Below are 17624 nucleotides of genomic sequence, written 5' to 3'. Positions count from 1 at the left end.
ACGGGCATGCTCAGCCCCGCTTCTGCTTGACGATCTGCTCCTGCTCCACGTCCTCGTCCTCCATCGGCTCGGACTCCTCCTTGCCGGCGAGCAACTTGCCGTCGGAGGTCTTGAAGCCGGCCTTCACCTCGGCGATCGCCTTCTCGGCCGCCGACGCGGTGTCGTCGTCGAACTTCCCGGTCTCCCGGATCACGTTCAACACCTCGGTGTTGTGCTTGAGGTAGTCCAACAACTCGGACTCGAAGCGCAGCACGTCGTCGACCGGGACGTCGTCGAGGTGGCCGGAGTTGCCGGCCCAGATCGCGATGACCTCGTTCTCGGTCGGGTACGGGTCGTACTGCGGCTGCTTCAACAGCTCCGTCATCCGCGCGCCGCGCTCGAGCTGGCGCCGCGAGGTGGCGTCCAGGTCGGAGGCGAACATCGCGAAGGCCTGCATGTCGCGGTACTGCGCCAGGTTCACCTTCAGCGGGCCGGTGACGTTCTTCATCGCCTTGGTCTGGGCCGCGCCGCCGACGCGGGAGACCGAGATGCCGACGTCGATGGCCGGCCGCTGGTTGGCGTTGAACAGGTCGGACTGCAAGAAGATCTGGCCGTCGGTGATCGAGATGACGTTGGTCGGGATGAACGCCGAGACGTCATTGGCCTTGGTCTCGATGATCGGCAGGCCGGTCATCGAGCCGGCGCCCAGCTCGTCGTTCAGCTTGGCGCAACGCTCCAGCAGCCGGGAGTGTAGGTAGAACACGTCGCCGGGGTAGGCCTCACGGCCCGGCGGGCGACGCAGCAGCAGCGACATCGCGCGGTACGCCTCGGCCTGCTTGGTCAGGTCGTCGAAGACGATCAGCACGTGCTTGCCCTGGTACATCCAGTGCTGGCCGATGGCCGAGCCGGTGTAGGGGGCGAGGTACTTGAAGCCCGCGGGATCCGACGCCGGGGCGTTGACGATGGTGGTGTACTCCATCGCGCCCGCCTCCTCCAGCGTGCGCTTCACCTCGGCAACCGTGGAGCCCTTCTGGCCGACGGCGACGTAGATGCACCGGACCTGCTGCTTCGGGTCGCCCGAGGCCCAGTTGGCCTTCTGGTTGATGATCGTGTCGACGGCGATGGCGGTCTTGCCGGTCTTCCGGTCGCCGATGATCAACTGCCGCTGGCCGCGGCCGATCGGGGTCATCGAGTCGATGGCCTTGATGCCGGTTGCCAGCGGTTCGCGTACCTCCTGGCGATCCATCACGCCGGCGGCCTGCAGCTCCAGCGCGCGCCGACCGTCCAGCGGGCTGATCTCGCCGAGCCCGTCGATCGGGTTGCCGATGGCGTCGATCACGCGGCCGAGGTAGCCGTCGCCGACGGGCACCGACAGCACCTCGCCGGTGCCCTTGACCTCAGAACCCTCCTCGATGCCCTCGGAGTTGCCGAGCACCACGACACCGATCTCGCGGACGTCGAGGTTCAGCGCGATGCCCATCGTGCCGTTGTCGAACTCCAGCAGCTCGTTCGCCATGGCCGAGGGCAGGCCCTCGACGCGGGCGATGCCGTCGCCGGAGGTGATGACGGTGCCGACCTCCTCGGTCGCCGCCGTTTCGGGGGTGTAGTTCTGGACAAAGCTGTCCAGCGCGCTCCGGATGTCCTCCGGGCGGATGGTGAGTTCGGACATCAGCGGGATTCCTCGTTGTCTGGTGACTCGTTTTGTCTGGTGACTCGTGGTCTGGTCAGTTGGATCAGCGGATGGTTCGGCGGGCCTCGTCGAGCCGGGCGGCCATGGTGCCCTCGATGACCTCGTCGCCGAGTTGGACGCGGACACCACCGATGATGCTCGGGTCGACGATGACATGCATCGCGATCGCGCGTCCGGCGGACTTGCTGAGCGCGGCCTGCAGGCGGTCGAACTGCTCGCCGTCGAGCGGCCGCGCGACCCGCACGGTCGCCACCGCACGACGCCGCAGCTCAGCCGCCAGCACCAGGTAGTGCTCCAGCGTCCGGGCAAAGGTACGCTCCCGCGCCGCGACGGCCCGGCGGGCCAGCAGCGCGGTCGCCGGATCGGCCTTGCCCTGCAGCAACGACCCGACCAGGTCGGCTCGCCCGGCGACGGACACCGAGCGATCGGCGATCGCGTCGCGCAGCGGCCGGTCACCCGCCACCAGTCGCTCGAAGCGGAACAGCTCGTCCTCGACGGCGTCCAACCGGTTGCCGTCGGCCTGCGCGGCGATCAGCTCGGCCCGGACGGCCTCGCGCTCGAGCGCGGCCGCCAGGTCGGACATCGACGACCAGCGCAGCGCCGCCGCATCGGCCACGAGCGCCACGGCGGAGTCGCCGATCCGGCCGCCGAACAGCCGTTCGGCGACGCCCTTGCGGGTCCGCGCGGGCGTACCCGGATCGGTCAGCGCCCGGCGCAGCGCGGGCTGCGCGTCGAGCGCGTCGACCACCGCGAACAGGTCCGGGGCGATCGACCCCGCGGCCTCCGGACGGCCGCCGAGGATCCGGTCCAGGGCGGTGTCCAGGGTGCCGAGCCGGGTCTCCTGGCCGGCCACATTGTGGCCCGCGAGGAGATGACCCGTCTCGAGATCGAGCTCCGGCTGTTGGTCGGTCACGACGCACCGCCGGTCGGTGCCGAATCCTGGGCCTCCAGGTCGGCGATGAAACGGTCGATGGTGCGACGCGCCCGCTCGTCGTCATCGAGGGACTCCCCGACGATCCGGCCGGCCAGGGTGGTGGCCAGGCCGCCGACCTCACCGCGCAACTGGTCCATCGCCTGCTTGCGCTCGGCCTCCAGTTGGGCCTGGGTGGCCTCGCGGATCCGGGCGGCCTCGGCGTTGGCCTGTTCGCGCATCTCGGTGATGATCTGGGCGCCCTGGTTCTTGGCGTCCTCCCGGATCCGCGCGGCCTCCTCGCGGGCCTCGGCGAGCTGCGCCTGGTACTTCTTCAGCGCTGCCTCGGCCTCTTGCTGGGCCTTCTCGGCCCGTTCCATGCCGCCGGTGATCTCGTCGCGGCGCTCGGCGTACATCTTCTCGAAGGAAGGCACGACGAACTTGGCCATCACGATCGTCAGGATGATCGTGAACACGATGGCCGCGATGATCTCCGACGGGTAGTGCGGGAGCAGCGGCCCGAAGTCGATTTCCATGGGTCCTCAGTCGGTCGTGGAGTTGATCACTGCAGAACGAAGGAGAAGGCCAGCGCCAGGATGGCGAGAGCCTCGACCACGGCGAAGCCGATCCAGGCGGTGCCCATCATCGCGCCGCGGGCCTCGGGCTGGCGGGCGGTGCCCTGGATGACCGAGGCGAAGATCAGGCCCACGCCGATGCCCGAGCCGATGGCGGCCAGGCCGTAGCCGATCATGTTCAGGGAGCCGGAGACGACAGTTTCCATGTCAGGGTTCCTTTCGAGAACTCTTGCTTCTACTTGAAGTTCGCAACTTGTAGGAAGTTCGGGGTTGTCGGGACGGGTGGTCAGTGTTCCTCGGCGGTCGCCGAGGCGACATACTGGGCGGCCAGGACGGTGAAGACGTAGGCCTGCAGGCCGGCGATCAGCAGCTCGAGGGAGAAGATCGCCATCGAGAAGATCAGCGCGGCACCGCCGGCGATGTTGTTGATCACGCCGAAGCCGTTGGCGGCATGCAACCCGTAGAGCAGCAGCCAGCCGCCGCCCACGGTGAACACCAGCACCACGACGTGTCCGGCGAACATGTTGCCGAAGAGTCGCAGGCCGAGCGTGACGGGGCGGATGATGAAGTTGGACAAGAACTCGATCGGGATGATGATCGGCATCAGCCAGACCGGTACGCCGGCCGGGATCAGGCTGTTCCTGAAGTACATCGCGCCGTGCTTGCGGATGCCGGCCGCGTTGTAGACGATCCAGACCAGGAACGCCAGGCCCCAGGCGTAGCCGATGCTCGCCGCGGTCGGATACATCAGGAAGAACGTGATCCCGAAGACATTGCTGATCAGCAGGAAGAAGAACAGGCTCATCAGCAGCGGCAGGTAGCCGCGGAACTCGTGGCCGAGCGCGTCGCGGGCGATGCCGTTGCGAACGAAATCGTAGGCATATTCGGCGAGGTACTGCGCCTTGGACGGCACGACCTTGAGCTTGCGGGAGGCCAGCAGCCAGACGATCAGCACGATCAGGAAGGCGAGCAACGCCTGGACGAAGGGCTTGTTGACCCAGTCCACGCCGGGGATGAAGCCCCCGGTGAACATGAAGTCCTTCTCGACGGACGGCGCGTGGTACTCCGGTACGCCGCCCTCCTCGCCGCCACCGGCCTGCGGGAAGGCGAGGGGCATCAGACCGCCCACGAAGTCTCCTCTCTGCACGCGATGATCATGAATCCGACCTCGCGTATCGCCTGATGATCAGGACAATGGACAGTGCGGTGCCGACCAGTACGCCGACCGGCACGAGGAATCCGGTCTGGAAGAACCGGTCACCGAGCCAGCCGAGACCCCCGTAGCACAGCGGCCCGGCGATCAGGTACGACAGCACTCGCATGCCCTCGTTCATGCCCCGGTGATCGGCCGCCTCGATGCGCGCCGCATCGCTGTCGGAGGGGGTCCGTGCCGGGTCGGCGGCTCGGACTCTAGCAGTCCGGTCGAATCCGGTCATCTGGCACCGACCCCTGCATCGGAGGGCGCCGGCTCGGGCTCGTCGAAGGCCAGGATGCGCAGCCTGGAGTATGCCCGCGCGAGGCCCAGCAGCCAGCCGATCACGCCGGCCCCGACGCCGGCGGCCAGGGCCGCGGGGGCCAGCCGGGACTGGGCGGCGGGATCGAGATTGAGCCAGCCGGTGAAGGCGGCGGCGAGCAGGCCGGCGCGTACCCCGAAGGACGCGAGCGAGGCGGCCATCAGGGTGGTTGCCGAGGCGCCGGCGAAGCGCACCTGGACGGCCTGGCCGAAGGTGTAGAAGAGCAGGGCGAGGGCCGCGCCGAGGGCGGCCGAGACCGCACCGCGGGCCCCGTCGAGCACGGCGGCGGTGACGATCACCGGAAGCGCCAGCAGGTGGGCACCGACCATGCCGCCGACCAGCAGCGCGCGGGCACGCCCGGCCAGGACGCTGCGCTGCACGGGACCGGGGAGGACCTCGCGGACAGGCGCGTCCCCGGACTGCTCACCAGGGGCGGTCATGGTCGTCATTGTGGTCGCATTCCTGCCGATCGGCCAGCCTTGTCGGTGGCGCCTGCGTTGCTTGTGAAAGCTAGCACAAACTCCGCGGCCCGCGCCAACGCCGACGCGGCGGAACTCAGTGCGGCTGCTGGCGGGTCTGGATCCGGCGGCTGATCGGGCCGACGGTGACCCAGGCGATGATCGCGCCGGCCAGCACCAGGGCCAACACGGTGATCCACTGACCGGTCAGCCCGATGGCGATGGTGCCGAACGAGATCAGGGCGGCCCAGACATACATCAGCACGACGGCGTTGCGGTGGCTGTGGCCGCGCGCGACGAGTTGGTGGTGCAGGTGCTGCTTGTCCGCGACCCACCACCAGTGACCCCGGATGGTCCGCCGGACGACCGCGAGCGCGAAGTCCAGGAACGGCAGGGCGAGGGCCGCGAGCGGCAGCACCAGCGGCAGGTACGCCGGGAGCAGCCCGCCCGCCTGGGATGCCTGGCCGGACGCGTCGGCCAGCCGCGAGGAGTCGATCTGCCCGGTCAGGCTGATGGCCGAGGTGGCCAACAACAACCCGAGCAGCATGGCACCGGAATCGCCCATGAAGATCCGGGCCGGAAAGAAGTTGTGCGGCAGGAAGCCGATGCAGGCCCCGGCCGCCGCGACCGTGATCAGGCTGGCGGTGGTGGCCCGGGAGATGTCGGCATCGGCGGTCAGCCAGTAGGCATAGAGGAAGAACGCCAACGCCCCGATGGCGATCACCCCCGCGGCGAGGCCGTCGAGCCCGTCGACATAGTTCACCGCGTTGGTGCACAAGACGATGAAGAAGACGGTGATCGCGATCGAGGAGGTGGCGTCCAGGGTGAAGATCTGGTCGGGCAGTGGTATCCACAACATCTTCACGCCGAGCGCCACGACGAGACCGGCCGCGAGGATCTGACCGGCGAGTTTGGCCAGCGCGTTCAGCTCGAACAGATCGTCCAGCACCCCGACGGCGCAGATCACGGCCGCGGCGGCGAGCACCGCCCAGGCATCGTGGCGGACCAGTTCGAGCCGGCCCAGGAACGGGAGGTTGACCCCGACCAGGAAGGCCGCGGCCACGCCGAAGAACATCGCCACGCCGCCGAGATAGGGAATCGGCACGGTGTGCATGTCGCGCTCGCGGACGGTGGCCACCGCGCCCGCGCGGACCGCGACGCGGCGGCACAGCCCGCTCATCAGGTAGGCCACGATCGCCGCGATGGTGAAGACCAGCAGGTACTCACGCATGCGCGGGCCCGTCCGCCGGCGAGTCATCCGTGACCCCCGGGTCAGGCGGCTGGCCCGCGGGACCGGCCACCGCGGGGGCGACCTCGCGCAGTTGGTCCAGGGAGATCCCGCCGAGGCGCAGCACGCGCCCGTCGCGGGTCGCGGCGAAGTCAACGATGGTCGAGGCCGGCCCGTCACCGGTGCGCCCGGCATCCAGATAGGCACCGACCGACAGCCCGAGCTGGTGGTCGGCCTCCTGGGCGGTGCGCGCGGCCGGCCGGCCCGACTTGTTGGCGCTGCTCACCGCCAGCGGTCCGGTCATGGTCAACACGGCCCGGGCCACCTCATGATCGGGAACCCGGACGGCGATGGTGCCCGCGGTCTCGCCGAGGTCCAGCCGCAGGCTGGGCTGCGCCTGCAGCACCAGCGTCAGCGGGCCCGGCCAGAAACGCGCCATCAGGTCCCGCGCGGCCTGCGGCACGTCGACGGCCAGCGCCATCGCCACGGCCTCGTCGGCCACCAGGACCGGGGGCGGCATGTCGCGTCCGCGACCCTTCGCGTCCAGCAGCCGCTGCACGGCCTCCGCGTCGAAGGCATCCGCGGCGATCCCGTACACGGTGTCGGTCGGGATCACGATGCACTTGCCGGCGACGATCAGCCGGCGCGCCCGGGCGCTCGCCTGGCCCAGGTCGGAGGTCGCGATGATCCGGGAGGGCGCCGGGTCGCCCGGCGCCGCGCCTGCCGGGTCGGGGCTGTTCACCGCTCCATCCTGCCAGAGCGGGGACCGCCGCCTCCGGGCCGCCGCGCCGTGACGAACCGGGGTCGGCCGGCCAGGTCGGGATGATCGACGACGTCGTCGAAGCCGGCGCCGACGAAGACCGCGGGCGCGCTCTCACCCTGCACATCGGCATGCTCGGCGCCGACCATCGCGCCGGGGCGCAGCAGCCGCCGCGCCGTGTCGGCGACCGCCCGCATCGCTACCAGGCCATCGGGACCGGAGAACAGGGCGAGATCGGGGTCGTGCTCGCGCACCTCGGCCGGTACGCCCGCCCAGTGCTCCAGCGGGATGTAGGGCGGGTTCGCGATCACCAGGTCGACCCCGCCGTCCAGATCGCCGAAGGCGTCGGCGAGGTCGCCGTGTCGCAGGTCGACCCCGGTCCCGGCGAGATTACGGGCCGCCCACGCCAGGGCGTCGTCGGAGAGCTCGACGGCATGGATCCGCGCCCCGGGCACCTCGTCGGCCAGCGCCGCGGCGATCGCGCCGGAACCGGTGCCGAGCTCGACGACGACCGGCGTCTGCGTACCGCGGGCGATCATCGTCGTCAGGCGCTCGACGGCCCATCCGGTCAGCACCTCGGTCTCGGGCCGCGGGATGAACGCGCCGGGCCCGATCGCCAGCCTGATCCGGCGGAAGTACGCCTCGCCGGTCAGGTGCTGGATCGGTACGCCGGTCAGCCGCCGCGCCACCAGCTCGTCCAGCCGGGCGCGCTGTGCGGCGTCCGGCGGCGCCGCGGTGATCAGCCGCGCGGGTTCGGTGCCGAGCACGTGCGCGAGCAGGATCCGCGCCTCGGCCGCGGGGCTCTCCCCCGGCCCGCCGGCCAGCGCGGCCGCGAGGCGGCGTACCTGTTCGGTCACCGGCCGAGCCGCTCGGCAAGATCGGCCTCGGCGAGCGCTGCCAGCACGGCGTCGAGGTCGCCGTCCAGCACGGCGTCCATGTTGTAGGCCTTGAAGCCGATCCGGTGGTCGGCGATCCGGTTCTCACCGAAGTTGTAGGTGCGGATCCGCTCGGACCGGTCGACGGTACGCACCTGCGAGCGCCGGGCATCGGAGGCGGCCGCGGCCGCCTCCTCCTCGGCGCGGGCGACCAGGCGGGCGCGCAGCATCCGCATCGCCTGCTCGCGGTTCTGCAACTGCGAGCGCTCGTTCTGGCACGACACCACGATGCCGGTGGGAAGGTGGGTGATCCGGACCGCGGAGTCGGTCGTGTTGACGCCCTGCCCGCCGGGCCCGGAGGAGCGGAAGACGTCGATCCGCAGGTCGTTCGGGTCGACCTCGACCTCGGTCGCCTCGACCTCGGGCATCACCAGCACCCCGGCGGCCGAGGTGTGCACGCGCCCCTGGGTCTCGGTCACGGGCACCCGCTGCACCCGGTGCACACCGCCCTCGAACTTGAGCACCCCGTAGGGCTGGACGTCGCCGCCCGTGCCCGGCGACTTGATCGCCACGGTGACCGACTTGTAGCCGCCGAGTTCGGTCTCCTGCGCGTCGAGCACCTCGACCTTCCAGCCCCGCGCCTCGGCATAGCGGGTGTACATCCGCAACAGGTCGCCGGCGAACAGGGCCGACTCCTCACCGCCCTCGCCGGACTTGATCTCGACGATCGCATCGGCGGAGTCGTTGGGGTCGCGCGGTGCGAGCAGGCGGGTCAGTCGCTCGGTGTTGTCGCTCAGGCGGGCGGCCAGCGCGTCGGCCTCCACGGCGAAGGCCGGGTCCTCGGCGGCCAGCTCGCGGGCCGCGCGCAGGTCCTCGGTCAGGGCCTCGCGCTCGTCGAAGGCGCGGATCAGCGGGCCGAGCTCGGCATGACGACGGCCGACCCGGCGCACCCGCGCCGCATCGGCGTGGGTGGCCGGATCGGCCAGTGCGGATTCGAGTTCGGCGTACTCGGCGCGGACCGGGCCGGGGTCGAAGACCCCGTCGGCGGCGCCGTCACGCTGCGTTGTCAGGACGGCAACTTGTCGTCAGGACTTCTTGGCGTACCGCTTCTGGAAGCGGGCCACGCGGCCGCCGGTGTCGAGGATCTTCTGCTTGCCCGTGTAGAACGGGTGGCAGGCCGAGCAGACCTCGGCGCGGATCACGCCGTCGGGCGCGGTGCTGCGGGTGGTGAACGAGTTGCCACAGGTGCAGGTCACCTGGGTCTCCACGTAGGTGGGATGAATCCCCTGCTTCATGCTGAGCTCCTTGTCATGGTGACCCGGGTCGCCGGCGCCGGGCGGCGCGTTCGACGTGAACCGGATCGGAAAGGGAGTGCGCCCGCGGCACACCGACCAATCATTGTGCCGCAGACACCCGTTGCAACCAAACCCGAGCGCCCCCTATTCCCCGTGCCGCGCCGGGGGTCGTTGACAACCGCGAACCCTCCCGCGCAGGATTGATCCGATGTATCCGGCGCGGTTGCGCCCCTCGCACCTCATCGCTCCCCGTTCCACCGTCGCACCGGAGGCCCCCGATGAACCGCTGCCGAACCGGCCTGGCAGTCAGCCTCGTCTGCCTGATCACCGTGCTGGCGCTGCCGGCCGGGCGGGCAATGGCGCTGGACAACGGGCTCGCCCGCACCCCACCGATGGGCTGGAACTCCTGGAACCAGGTCAAGTGTTATGACGTTTCCGAGCAGGTGGTCAAGGACGCCGCGGACGCGATCGTCGACTCCGGGCTGCGGGAGGCAGGGTATGAGTACGTGGTCGTCGACGACTGCTGGCAGGGCGGCCGCGGTGCCGACGGAAGGTTGTTCTCCGACCCGGAACGCTTCCCGTCGGGCATCGCCGCGCTCGCCGACTATGTGCATGCCCGGGGCCTGAAGTTCGGCATCTACTCCGTGCCCGGCAGCCTGACCTGTGCCAACACCTGGGACAACTACCCCGTCCGCGGCATCGGCAGCCTCGGCTACGAACAGGTGGATGCCGACACCTTCGCCGCGTGGGGTGTCGACTACCTGAAGTACGACTGGTGCCAGGCCGAACGCGACGGCATCGAGCGGCAGGCTGCCTTCGCCGAGATGCGTGATGCGCTCGCCGCGACCGGGCGCCCGATCGTCTATTCGATCTCGGAGTACGGCGAGACGCAACCGTGGCAGTGGGGGCCGGACATCGCGAACCTCTGGCGTACCACCAGCGACATCGCGCCGAACTGGAGCGCCGTCTCGAGCATCATCGAGCGCCAGGCCGAGCTCGCGCCCCATGCCGGCCCGGGGGGCTGGAACGACCCGGACATGCTGCAGATCGGCAATGGCTCCCTGACGCCCGCCGAGAACCGTAGCCACTTCGCAATGTGGGCGATGCTGGCATCGCCGTTGATGCTGGGCACGGACCTGACCGCGCTGGATGCCGAGACCCGAGAAATCGTCGCCAACCGCAGCGTGATCGCCATCGATCAGGACCCGCTGGGCCGGCAGGCCGAACGGATCCGGCGCGAGGCCGGCTACGACGTCTGGCGCAAGGAGCTTTCGGGCGGCCGCTACGCGGTGGCCCTGCTGAACACCGGCGGCGCCTCGGCCGACCTGCGCACCACGTTCACCGAGCTGGGGGTGACCGGCCGCTACCGGGTCACCGATGCGTGGACCGGACAGGTGCAGGGCCAGGCGGGCGGGCGAATCGGAACGTCCGTGGCCTCCCACGACACCGCGCTGTACGTGCTGACGCCGGTCGGCCGCTGACCCACGCGTCGTCGAGGCCGGCGACTTTGCCGAACCGCCCCGGCGCCCGCATGATCGTCCTGACGCGCCGATCCGTCACGGCATGATCTGATCGGGCACAGCGAACGACGACCACGAGGTGACGACGATGTCCCAGCCAGCCCCGTCCGACCACGCGCCCCTGGCGGCGGCGATGCGTCCGATCAACTCCCTCGTCGAGCGGTTCATTCCGTCGGCGCTGGTGTTCGCGATCGCGCTCACGTTCATCGTCGCGATCGCCGCGCTGGTGCTGACCCCGACCGGTCCGGTCGAGGTGATCATCGCCTGGGGCGACGGGCTTTCCGGACTGCTGTCCTTCATCACCCAGATGGCGCTGATCCTGCTGCTCGGGACGATCCTCGCCAACACCCGTCCGGTACGCCGCCTCCTCGTCGCCCTGGCGCGGATCCCGAAGACCCCGATGCAGGCCTACCTTTTCGTCGCCCTCGTCGCGGCGGTGGCCAGCCTGATCACCTGGGGCCTCGGTCTCGTCGTCGCGGGCCTGCTGGCGCTCGAGGTCGCCCGCAGCGGCCGCGAACGCGGGCTGCGGCTGCACTTCCCGATGCTGGTGGCCGCGGGCTTCTCGGGGTTCGTGGTCTGGCACATGGGTTATTCGGGCTCGGGCCCGCTCACCGCCGCGACCCCCGGCTCGTTCATCGCCGATCAACTCGGCCGCACGATTCCGATCACCGAAACCACGTTCTCCACCTGGAACCTGATCGCCATCGTCGCCACCGTGCTCGCCGTCCTCGGTGCGCTCTGGCTGGTCGCGCCCCGCGGCGGCGGCCAGATCGTCGAGCTCACCGCCGAGCAGGCGGCCGAGCCGGCGGCGCCGGCCGAGGACATCACCACCCCCGCCGACCGGCTGGACGCCTCCCGGATCCCGACGCTGGCAATCGGGCTGCTGCTCACGGCGTACCTGATCCTGCACTTCGCCACCGGCGGATCGCTGACCCTGGACATCGTCAACTGGTCCTTCCTCGCGCTGATCCTGCTGATCGTGCGCAGCCCGCTCGAGCTGATCGGGCTGACCAAGAACGCTGCCTCGAATGTCGGGGAGATCTTGCTCCAGTTCCCGCTCTATGCGGGGATCCTCGGGATCATGACCGACTCCGGGCTGATCGGCGTGTTGTCGGATGCGATCGTCGCCGTCGCCACGCCGCAGACCTTCGGGCTGCTGGCGCTGCTGTCGGCCGGCCTGGTCAACTTCTTCGTGCCGTCGGGCGGCGGGCAGTTCGCGGTCCAGGCACCGATCCTGTTGGACGCCGCCTCGCGGCTCGGGGTGGATCCGGCGATCGCCATCATGGCGGTGGCCTACGGCGACCAGTGGACCAACATGATCCAGCCGTTCTGGGCGCTGCCGCTGCTGGCGATCGCGGGGCTGAAGATGCGCGACATCCTCGGTTACACCACGATCACGCTGCTCGCCAGCGGGCTGGTGTTCGCGGCGACCCTGCTGATCGTCTCCGTCACCTGAGCCGCGCCGCGGGTCAGAGCGTCGGGGTGTCGGCGAGCAGTCCCCGGGTGTAGTCTTGGCTCGGCCGGTCCATCACGGCGCCGGTCTCGCCGCCCTCGACCAGCGAACCGTCGTGCAGTACCTGGACCCGAGCGGCCATCGACCGGACCAGGGCGAGGTTGTGGGTGACGAAGAGCATCCCGATACCGCGGTCGCGGCGCAGGCCCTCCAGCAGCTCGACGATCGCGCCCTGGACCGAGACGTCGAGCGCAGAGGTGATCTCGTCGCAGACCAGCAGGTCCGGCTCGGCGGCCAGGGCCCGGGCGATGGCGACCCGTTGCCGCTCGCCGCCGGACAACCGGTTGGTCCGGTAGCGCGCCACTGTCGGGCCCAGGGCCACCGCCTCCAGCAGCTCGGCGACCCGGTCGCGGGCCGCGGCACCGCTGGCCAGCCCGAACACCTTCAGCGGGCGGGCGATGATCTGCTCGACGGTCATCCGCGGATTCAGCGACAGGTAGGGATTCTGGAAGATGTACTGCACCCGCTGCCGGTCCCGGGCGGTGCGTCGACGCGCGCCGCGGGCCAGATCGTGCACCGCGCCGTCGCGGTCGTGCAGCGCGATCTGGCCGGTCCAGTTGTCGATCAGGCCGCCGACGGCGCGCGAGATGGTCGTCTTGCCCGATCCGGACTCGCCGACGAGGGCCACCACCTCGCCGCGGGCGACGTCGAAGCTGACCCCGTGCACGACCTCGTTGCGGCCGTAGCGCACCCGCAGATCGCGGACCTCGAGCAGCACCGACCGCGCCCGCTGCGGGTCGGCGTCGGGGATGTCGCCACGGTCGGGGTCCCAGCGCGGCAGCTCGCCGATCCGTACGCAGCGGGCCAGGTGCTGGCCGGGCTCGCCGCTGACCGGTTCGGGCTCCGGCGACTCCCCCGCGTCCCGCACGCCGATCAGCGCGGGGGCGGTCTCCGCACACCGGGGCTCGGCGAACCCGCAACGATCATGGAACCGGCAGCCCTCCGGTCGCCGGCCGGGGCCGGGCGTCGTCCCCGGGATGCCGGTCAGCGAACGGGCGGTGTCCAGATGCGGGATCGCGTCCAGCAGCGCCCGCGTGTAGGGATGCGCCGGGTCGGCGAACAGCGCGTCGCGCGGCGCCTGCTCGACGACCTGGCCCGCATACATCACCAGCACCCGGTCCGCGACATTGCCGACGACGGCAAGATCGTGGGTGACATACAGCGCGGCGATGCCGTAGTCGCGGCACAGCCGGGCCATGGTCTGCAGGACCAGCCGCTGGCTGCTGACATCCAGGCCCGTGGTCGGCTCGTCCAACACCAGCACCGACGGCCGCGGCAGGAAGCACATCGCCAGCGCGACGCGCTGCACCTGTCCCCCCGAGAGCTGGTGGGGGTAGCGGGCAAGGAACTCATCGTCGTCGGGCAGCCCCACATCGCGCAGCCCCTCCCGGGCCCAGGCATCCCGCTCGGCGGGCGTACCGACCCCGCGCAGTTCCAACAGCTCGACGATCTGGCGGCCGATCCGGATGCTCGGATTCAGCGCCGCCGCCGGGTCCTGGGGAACATAGGCGATGTCGTCGCCGCGCGCCCGCCGGACCTGCGCCGGCGGCAGCTCCAGCAGGTCGCGGTCGCCGATCACCACGCTTCCCGCATCGATCACCGCGCCCTCGCGGGCGTAATTGAGCAGCGCCGTACCGACCGTCGTCTTGCCGGAGCCGGACTCCCCGACCAGCGCCACCACCTCGCCCGGCGCGAGCACGAGGTCGATGTCGTCGACCACGTCGATACCGGTGCCGGACAGGGCGACGCCGAGATCGGTCACCACGCACGCAGGTCCGGGCCGCTCGCCGTTCATCAGCGCTCCTCCCCCGCGGCCGCGACCCGGGAGACCCCGTCGGCAAGCATGTTGGTGCCGATGGTGAAGATGCCGATCACCAGCACCGGGGCCAGTTCGCCCCAGGGCTGCACCAGCAGCGCCAGCCGGTTCTCGTTGATCATCTGACCCCAGTCGGCCGCCGTCGGGTCCGTGGCGAAACCGAGGAAGCCGAGCCCGGCGATCATCGCGATCGAATAGGTCAGCCGGAGGCCCGCCTCGGCGAGCAGCGGCGCCGTCATCTGGGGCAACACCTCGAAGAGCACGATGCGCAGCGGCGATTCACCCAGGGCCCTGGCCGCCGACACGTAGTCGCGCGAGACCAGCGACAGCGCGACGCCACGGGTCAGCCGGGCCACGCGCGGGGCGTGCGAGATGCCGACCAGGACGATGATCATCCAGGAGGTGGGCGTCGCCACCGAGGCCAGCACGACCAGCGCCAGCAGGATCGGCGGGAAGGCCAGCATGATGTCGTTGGCCCGCATCAAGATCTCGTCGGGCCATCCGCCGGCATACGCCGCAATCAGCCCGATCGTGACACCGAGGCCCATCCCCAGGGCCGTTGCCAGCAGCGCATTGACCAGGATCGACCGACCGCCGTGCAGGACCCGCGACAAGACGTCTTGGCCGAGGTAGTCGGTGCCGAGGAATGCCCCCTCCAGGGTGAACGGGTTGCCCACGATGTCGTTCTCGCCGTGCGGGGCGAACAGCGGCCCGAGCAGGGCGAGCGCGACAACCAGCAGGGTGATCACCGCTCCGACGACGAAGCGGGGCTGGCGGAGCAGGCGGGCGATCATCCGGCGATCGCCGTCCGGGCGCGAGGGGTGAGCAGGATCGAGGCGATGTCGGCGATCAGGTTCACCACGACGTAGACAGCCGCGATGATCATCGCCAGCGCGAGCACCACCGGGACGTCGTTGTTGTTCACCGCGGAGACCAGTTGGGCGCCGATGCCGGGATAGGAGAACAGGTACTCCACGATCACGATCCCGCCGGCCAACCAGGCGAGCTGCAGCGCGGTCACCTGGACACCGGGCACCAGCGCATTGCGCAGCGCATGCCGGCGGACGACGACGCTCTCGGGTACGCCCTTGAGCCGGGCCAGCGCGACATAGTCACTGTCCAACACCTCGACCAGCGTCGCCCGGACGATCCGCGACACATAGGGCGCGACGGTGAGCACCAGGGTGAGCACGGGCAGCACCATCGACGCCGGCTGCAGCCAGGGCGCATCGCCGCCCGGGCTGATCGTGACGGCCGGCAGCACGAAGAAGACAGTGGTGGAGAAGACGGCGACGAGCACGATGCCGATCACGAACTCCGGGAGCCCCGCGAGCGCCAGCAGCACCGTCTGGATGATGTGATCGGCCCGCTTCCCGCGGGCACTCGCCGACCACAGCGCGAGGCCGAAGGAGAGCGGGATGATCACCAGCGTCGCGATCAGGACCAGCACGGCGGAGTTGATCACGGGCTGCGCGATCAGGTCGGCGACCGGGGTGCGGTTGGCCAGCGAGGTACCGAGGTCGCCGGTGAACAGGCCGCCCAGCCAGTCCAGGTACCGCTGCACCGGTGGGCGGTCCAGCCCCAGCTCGGCGCGCAGCGTCGCCACCCGTTCGGGACTGTTCACATAGTCGCGGCCGAGGATCGCGCGGACCGGGTCGCCGAGGGCGACCGTGGCGAAGAAGATCAGCACCGAGACGACGAACAGGGTCAGGATCGCCAGGCCGATCCGCCGGGCGAGCCAGCCGGCCCAGCCGCGCGCCGATCCCGGTCGGCGGGGCCGGGTACGCCCGGACGGTGACGCCGGGCCGGCGTCGGGCCGGCGGGGCGTGGTGGCGGCGGGGTCGGCGCTCATGTGCGTACCAGACTCATGGGCGTACCAGGGAGGCGTACTGGAAGCGGAAACCAGACATCGGCAGGAATCGGCTCGGGCGCAGACCCTGGACCAGATTGGAATGGGCATCGACCTGTTGCTTGAAGAACGGGATCAGGTAGCCGCCGCGTTCGTACTCGATCCGCTGGGCCTCGCCCAGCAGTTCGGCCCGCCGGCCGGGATCCAGCTCGCGGCGCGCCCGGTCGATGATCGCGACGAACTCGGCGTCGTCGAAGTGCGTCTCGTTGTAGGGCGAGTCCTTCAGCGCGCACTGGGCCACCTGCGCGAGATAGTTGCGGGTGTTCCAGAAATCCATCGCGAAGTCCCACTGCAGGTAGCGCTCGCCGTAGAACACCGAAGAATCGGTGACCCGCAGCGCGACGTCGATGCCGCACGAGCGCGCCTGTTCGGCAAACACCTGCGCGGACTGCACGGCGCCCGAGCCGACCGCCGAGGAGGTGACCAGCTCGAGCTGCAGGTCCTCGCGGCCGGCCTTGCGGAGCAGGGACCGCACGCGCTCGGGATCTTGCTCGCGCTGTTCGAACCGGTCGCCGACGTAGGCGGGATCGAACGGTGAGTAGACGTCATTGGCGAGCGTGCCGTAGCCGCTGAGGGCCTGGTCGATCATCTGCTGCCGGTCGGCCGCCCACCGCAGCGCATTGCGCACGTCCACATCGCCCAGCAGCGCCACGTCGACGCGCATGGTGAACGGCATCCAGGCACCGGTCTCGGCGATCAGCGGGCTGACCCCCTGCCGCTGGACGGACTGGGCGAGATACTGCGGCAGCCCGTCGATGCTCTGCACCTGACCGGCCAACAGCGCGTTGACCTTCGCCGCGTCGTCGTTGAAGTCGTAGATGATCAGCTCGTCGACGAACGCGGGCGCGCGCCAGTAGCCGTCGAACCGACTGAAGACGCTGCGAGCGCCGGGGGCGAACTCGCGCGCGGCGAAGGGGCCGGTGCCGATCGGGGCCGCGGGATCGTAACCGGTCGGCACGATGCCCAGGGCGTAGTTGGCCAACAACTGGTCGACCTCGGCATAGGCCGAGTCCAGCGGCAGTTCGACCGTGCGGTCGTCGATCCGCCGGATCCGCGCCGGGTCCAGCATGCTCAGCTCGCTGGCGGCCGGCGACGGATTGTCCGGGTCCAGCGCGCGCCGGAGACTGAAGATCACGTCGTCGGCGGTCATCGGCTTGCCGTTGTGGAAGATCACGTCCGGGCGCAGGCGGACCGTCCACACGGTCGCATCGGCGTTCGGCTCCACGCTCTCGGCCAGGCAGGGCTGGGCCTGGGCGTCGAAATCGAACTGGAACAACGGCTCGTAGAGATTGTTCACCCGAGCGATGTCCGGCGTGGTCACCGGGAAGTGCGCGTCGAGGGTGTCGTTCAGGCCGCCGCCGGTGGCACCGTGGGCATAACGGCCGCCCGGCACCTGCGGAAGGTTCGGGTCGGGCGGCGCGGGCACGGTGCCGCCGCAACCGGCCAGCAGACCGGACGCACCGGCTGCTCCGGCCAGACCGAGGCGGACGAAGTCGCGGCGATCCATCTGCGCCCTCATCGACTCATCACCACCTCGCTTTGCTGCTGAGAAGCTAGGACGCGGCGTCCGGGAGGTCAAGGT

18 protein-coding genes are annotated in these 17624 nt (G+C 70.3%); 2 read left to right on the top strand and 16 right to left on the bottom strand.

What is annotated here, in order from left to right:
• Positions 1-10: 10 nt before the first annotated feature.
• From atpA to rpmE, 12 genes are all read right to left on the bottom strand, one after another.
• On the bottom strand, positions 11-1648 hold the full coding sequence (gene atpA, locus ACXDC7_RS09705) for a F0F1 ATP synthase subunit alpha (protein ID WP_459221991.1): 1638 nt from the start codon (positions 1646-1648) through the stop codon (positions 11-13).
• Positions 1649-1712: 64 nt separating this feature from the next.
• On the bottom strand, positions 1713-2582 hold the full coding sequence (locus ACXDC7_RS09700; protein ID WP_459221990.1) for a F0F1 ATP synthase subunit delta: 870 nt from the start codon (positions 2580-2582) through the stop codon (positions 1713-1715).
• Positions 2579-3115, bottom strand: a complete 537-nt coding sequence (locus ACXDC7_RS09695) for a F0F1 ATP synthase subunit B (RefSeq protein WP_459221989.1) — start codon at positions 3113-3115, stop codon at positions 2579-2581. The genes ACXDC7_RS09700 and ACXDC7_RS09695 overlap by 4 nt, the downstream gene beginning before the upstream one ends.
• 26 nt (positions 3116-3141) lie before the next feature.
• A complete protein-coding gene (locus ACXDC7_RS09690; RefSeq protein ID WP_179443747.1) occupies positions 3142-3360 on the bottom strand; it encodes an ATP synthase F0 subunit C in 219 nt (72 codons plus the stop codon).
• Positions 3361-3440: 80 nt separating this feature from the next.
• Entirely contained in the window at positions 3441-4271 is an 831-nt protein-coding gene (gene atpB, locus ACXDC7_RS09685) for a F0F1 ATP synthase subunit A (RefSeq protein ID WP_179446359.1), read from the bottom strand.
• A gap of 37 nt (positions 4272-4308) precedes the next feature.
• On the bottom strand, positions 4309-4476 hold the full coding sequence (locus ACXDC7_RS09680; protein WP_179443748.1) for a hypothetical protein: 168 nt from the start codon (positions 4474-4476) through the stop codon (positions 4309-4311).
• Between the two features lie 110 nt (positions 4477-4586).
• Positions 4587-5108, bottom strand: coding sequence for a hypothetical protein (locus ACXDC7_RS09675; RefSeq protein WP_459221988.1), 522 nt, complete (start codon positions 5106-5108; stop codon positions 4587-4589).
• A gap of 115 nt (positions 5109-5223) precedes the next feature.
• Positions 5224-6357 carry a glycosyltransferase family 4 protein gene (locus ACXDC7_RS09670; RefSeq protein ID WP_179443750.1) on the bottom strand — a complete coding sequence of 378 codons (1134 nt, stop codon included), beginning with the start codon at positions 6355-6357 and terminating at the stop codon, positions 5224-5226.
• Positions 6350-7042 (bottom strand): L-threonylcarbamoyladenylate synthase, encoded by a 693-nt coding sequence (locus ACXDC7_RS09665; RefSeq protein WP_459222822.1) that lies wholly within the window; start codon positions 7040-7042, stop codon positions 6350-6352. The genes ACXDC7_RS09670 and ACXDC7_RS09665 overlap by 8 nt, the downstream gene beginning before the upstream one ends.
• 50 nt (positions 7043-7092) lie before the next feature.
• Positions 7093-7971, bottom strand: a complete 879-nt coding sequence (gene prmC, locus ACXDC7_RS09660; protein ID WP_459221987.1) for a peptide chain release factor N(5)-glutamine methyltransferase — start codon at positions 7969-7971, stop codon at positions 7093-7095.
• On the bottom strand, positions 7968-9059 hold the full coding sequence (gene prfA, locus ACXDC7_RS09655) for a peptide chain release factor 1 (RefSeq protein WP_459222821.1): 1092 nt from the start codon (positions 9057-9059) through the stop codon (positions 7968-7970). The genes prmC and prfA overlap by 4 nt, the downstream gene beginning before the upstream one ends.
• Positions 9060-9074: 15 nt before the next feature.
• Positions 9075-9284 (bottom strand): 50S ribosomal protein L31, encoded by a 210-nt coding sequence (rpmE, locus tag ACXDC7_RS09650; protein ID WP_179443753.1) that lies wholly within the window; start codon positions 9282-9284, stop codon positions 9075-9077.
• Positions 9285-9562: 278 nt separating this feature from the next.
• On the opposite strand from rpmE, the gene ACXDC7_RS09645 reads away from it, so the two are divergent.
• Together ACXDC7_RS09645 and ACXDC7_RS09640 are read left to right on the top strand one after the other, a co-directional pair.
• Entirely contained in the window at positions 9563-10765 is a 1203-nt protein-coding gene (locus ACXDC7_RS09645) for a glycoside hydrolase family 27 protein (RefSeq protein WP_459221986.1), read from the top strand.
• A gap of 127 nt (positions 10766-10892) precedes the next feature.
• Complete coding sequence (locus ACXDC7_RS09640) at positions 10893-12260, top strand: short-chain fatty acid transporter (protein WP_459221985.1); 1368 nt, start codon at positions 10893-10895, stop codon at positions 12258-12260.
• 13 nt (positions 12261-12273) lie between these two features.
• Here ACXDC7_RS09640 and ACXDC7_RS09635 read toward each other — a convergent pair whose 3' ends face one another.
• The 4 genes from ACXDC7_RS09635 to ACXDC7_RS09620 are packed head-to-tail and all read right to left on the bottom strand — an operon-like array spanning position 12274 to position 17549.
• Complete coding sequence (locus tag ACXDC7_RS09635; protein WP_459221984.1) at positions 12274-14112, bottom strand: ABC transporter ATP-binding protein; 1839 nt, start codon at positions 14110-14112, stop codon at positions 12274-12276.
• The gene (locus tag ACXDC7_RS09630; protein ID WP_179443756.1) at positions 14112-14927 is read right to left on the bottom strand and encodes an ABC transporter permease; all 816 of its coding nucleotides are present in this window, start codon (positions 14925-14927) and stop codon (positions 14112-14114) included. The genes ACXDC7_RS09635 and ACXDC7_RS09630 overlap by 1 nt, the downstream gene beginning before the upstream one ends.
• On the bottom strand, positions 14924-15985 hold the full coding sequence (locus ACXDC7_RS09625) for an ABC transporter permease (RefSeq protein WP_459221983.1): 1062 nt from the start codon (positions 15983-15985) through the stop codon (positions 14924-14926). The genes ACXDC7_RS09630 and ACXDC7_RS09625 overlap by 4 nt, the downstream gene beginning before the upstream one ends.
• Before the next feature lie 13 nt (positions 15986-15998).
• On the bottom strand, positions 15999-17549 hold the full coding sequence (locus ACXDC7_RS09620; protein WP_459221982.1) for an ABC transporter substrate-binding protein: 1551 nt from the start codon (positions 17547-17549) through the stop codon (positions 15999-16001).
• Between the last annotated feature and the right edge of the window lie 75 nt (positions 17550-17624).

It is taken from the genome of Naumannella huperziae (genome assembly GCF_054073625.1).
The sequence above is the reverse complement of the archived record's forward strand: the minus strand, read 5'-3'. Positions and strand labels throughout refer to the sequence as shown.

What these genes read in the sequence shown, in the direction of transcription:
- atpA (WP_459221991.1), bottom strand. Translation starts at nt 1,648, where the DNA reads ATGTCCGAACTCACCATCCGCCCGGAGGACATCCGGAGCGCGCTGGAC.
- ACXDC7_RS09695 (WP_459221989.1), bottom strand. Translation starts at nt 3,115, where the DNA reads ATGGAAATCGACTTCGGGCCGCTGCTCCCGCACTACCCGTCGGAGATC.
- ACXDC7_RS09690 (WP_179443747.1), bottom strand. Translation starts at nt 3,360, where the DNA reads ATGGAAACTGTCGTCTCCGGCTCCCTGAACATGATCGGCTACGGCCTG.
- atpB (WP_179446359.1), bottom strand. Translation starts at nt 4,271, where the DNA reads ATGCCCCTCGCCTTCCCGCAGGCCGGTGGCGGCGAGGAGGGCGGCGTA.
- ACXDC7_RS09680 (WP_179443748.1), bottom strand. Translation starts at nt 4,476, where the DNA reads ATGCGAGTGCTGTCGTACCTGATCGCCGGGCCGCTGTGCTACGGGGGT.
- ACXDC7_RS09675 (WP_459221988.1), bottom strand. Translation starts at nt 5,108, where the DNA reads ATGACCGCCCCTGGTGAGCAGTCCGGGGACGCGCCTGTCCGCGAGGTC.
- ACXDC7_RS09670 (WP_179443750.1), bottom strand. Translation starts at nt 6,357, where the DNA reads ATGCGTGAGTACCTGCTGGTCTTCACCATCGCGGCGATCGTGGCCTAC.
- rpmE (WP_179443753.1), bottom strand. Translation starts at nt 9,284, where the DNA reads ATGAAGCAGGGGATTCATCCCACCTACGTGGAGACCCAGGTGACCTGC.
- ACXDC7_RS09645 (WP_459221986.1), top strand. Translation starts at nt 9,563, where the DNA reads ATGAACCGCTGCCGAACCGGCCTGGCAGTCAGCCTCGTCTGCCTGATC.
- ACXDC7_RS09640 (WP_459221985.1), top strand. Translation starts at nt 10,893, where the DNA reads ATGTCCCAGCCAGCCCCGTCCGACCACGCGCCCCTGGCGGCGGCGATG.
- ACXDC7_RS09635 (WP_459221984.1), bottom strand. Translation starts at nt 14,112, where the DNA reads ATGAACGGCGAGCGGCCCGGACCTGCGTGCGTGGTGACCGATCTCGGC.
- ACXDC7_RS09630 (WP_179443756.1), bottom strand. Translation starts at nt 14,927, where the DNA reads ATGATCGCCCGCCTGCTCCGCCAGCCCCGCTTCGTCGTCGGAGCGGTG.
- ACXDC7_RS09625 (WP_459221983.1), bottom strand. Translation starts at nt 15,985, where the DNA reads ATGAGCGCCGACCCCGCCGCCACCACGCCCCGCCGGCCCGACGCCGGC.
- ACXDC7_RS09620 (WP_459221982.1), bottom strand. Translation starts at nt 17,549, where the DNA reads ATGGATCGCCGCGACTTCGTCCGCCTCGGTCTGGCCGGAGCAGCCGGT.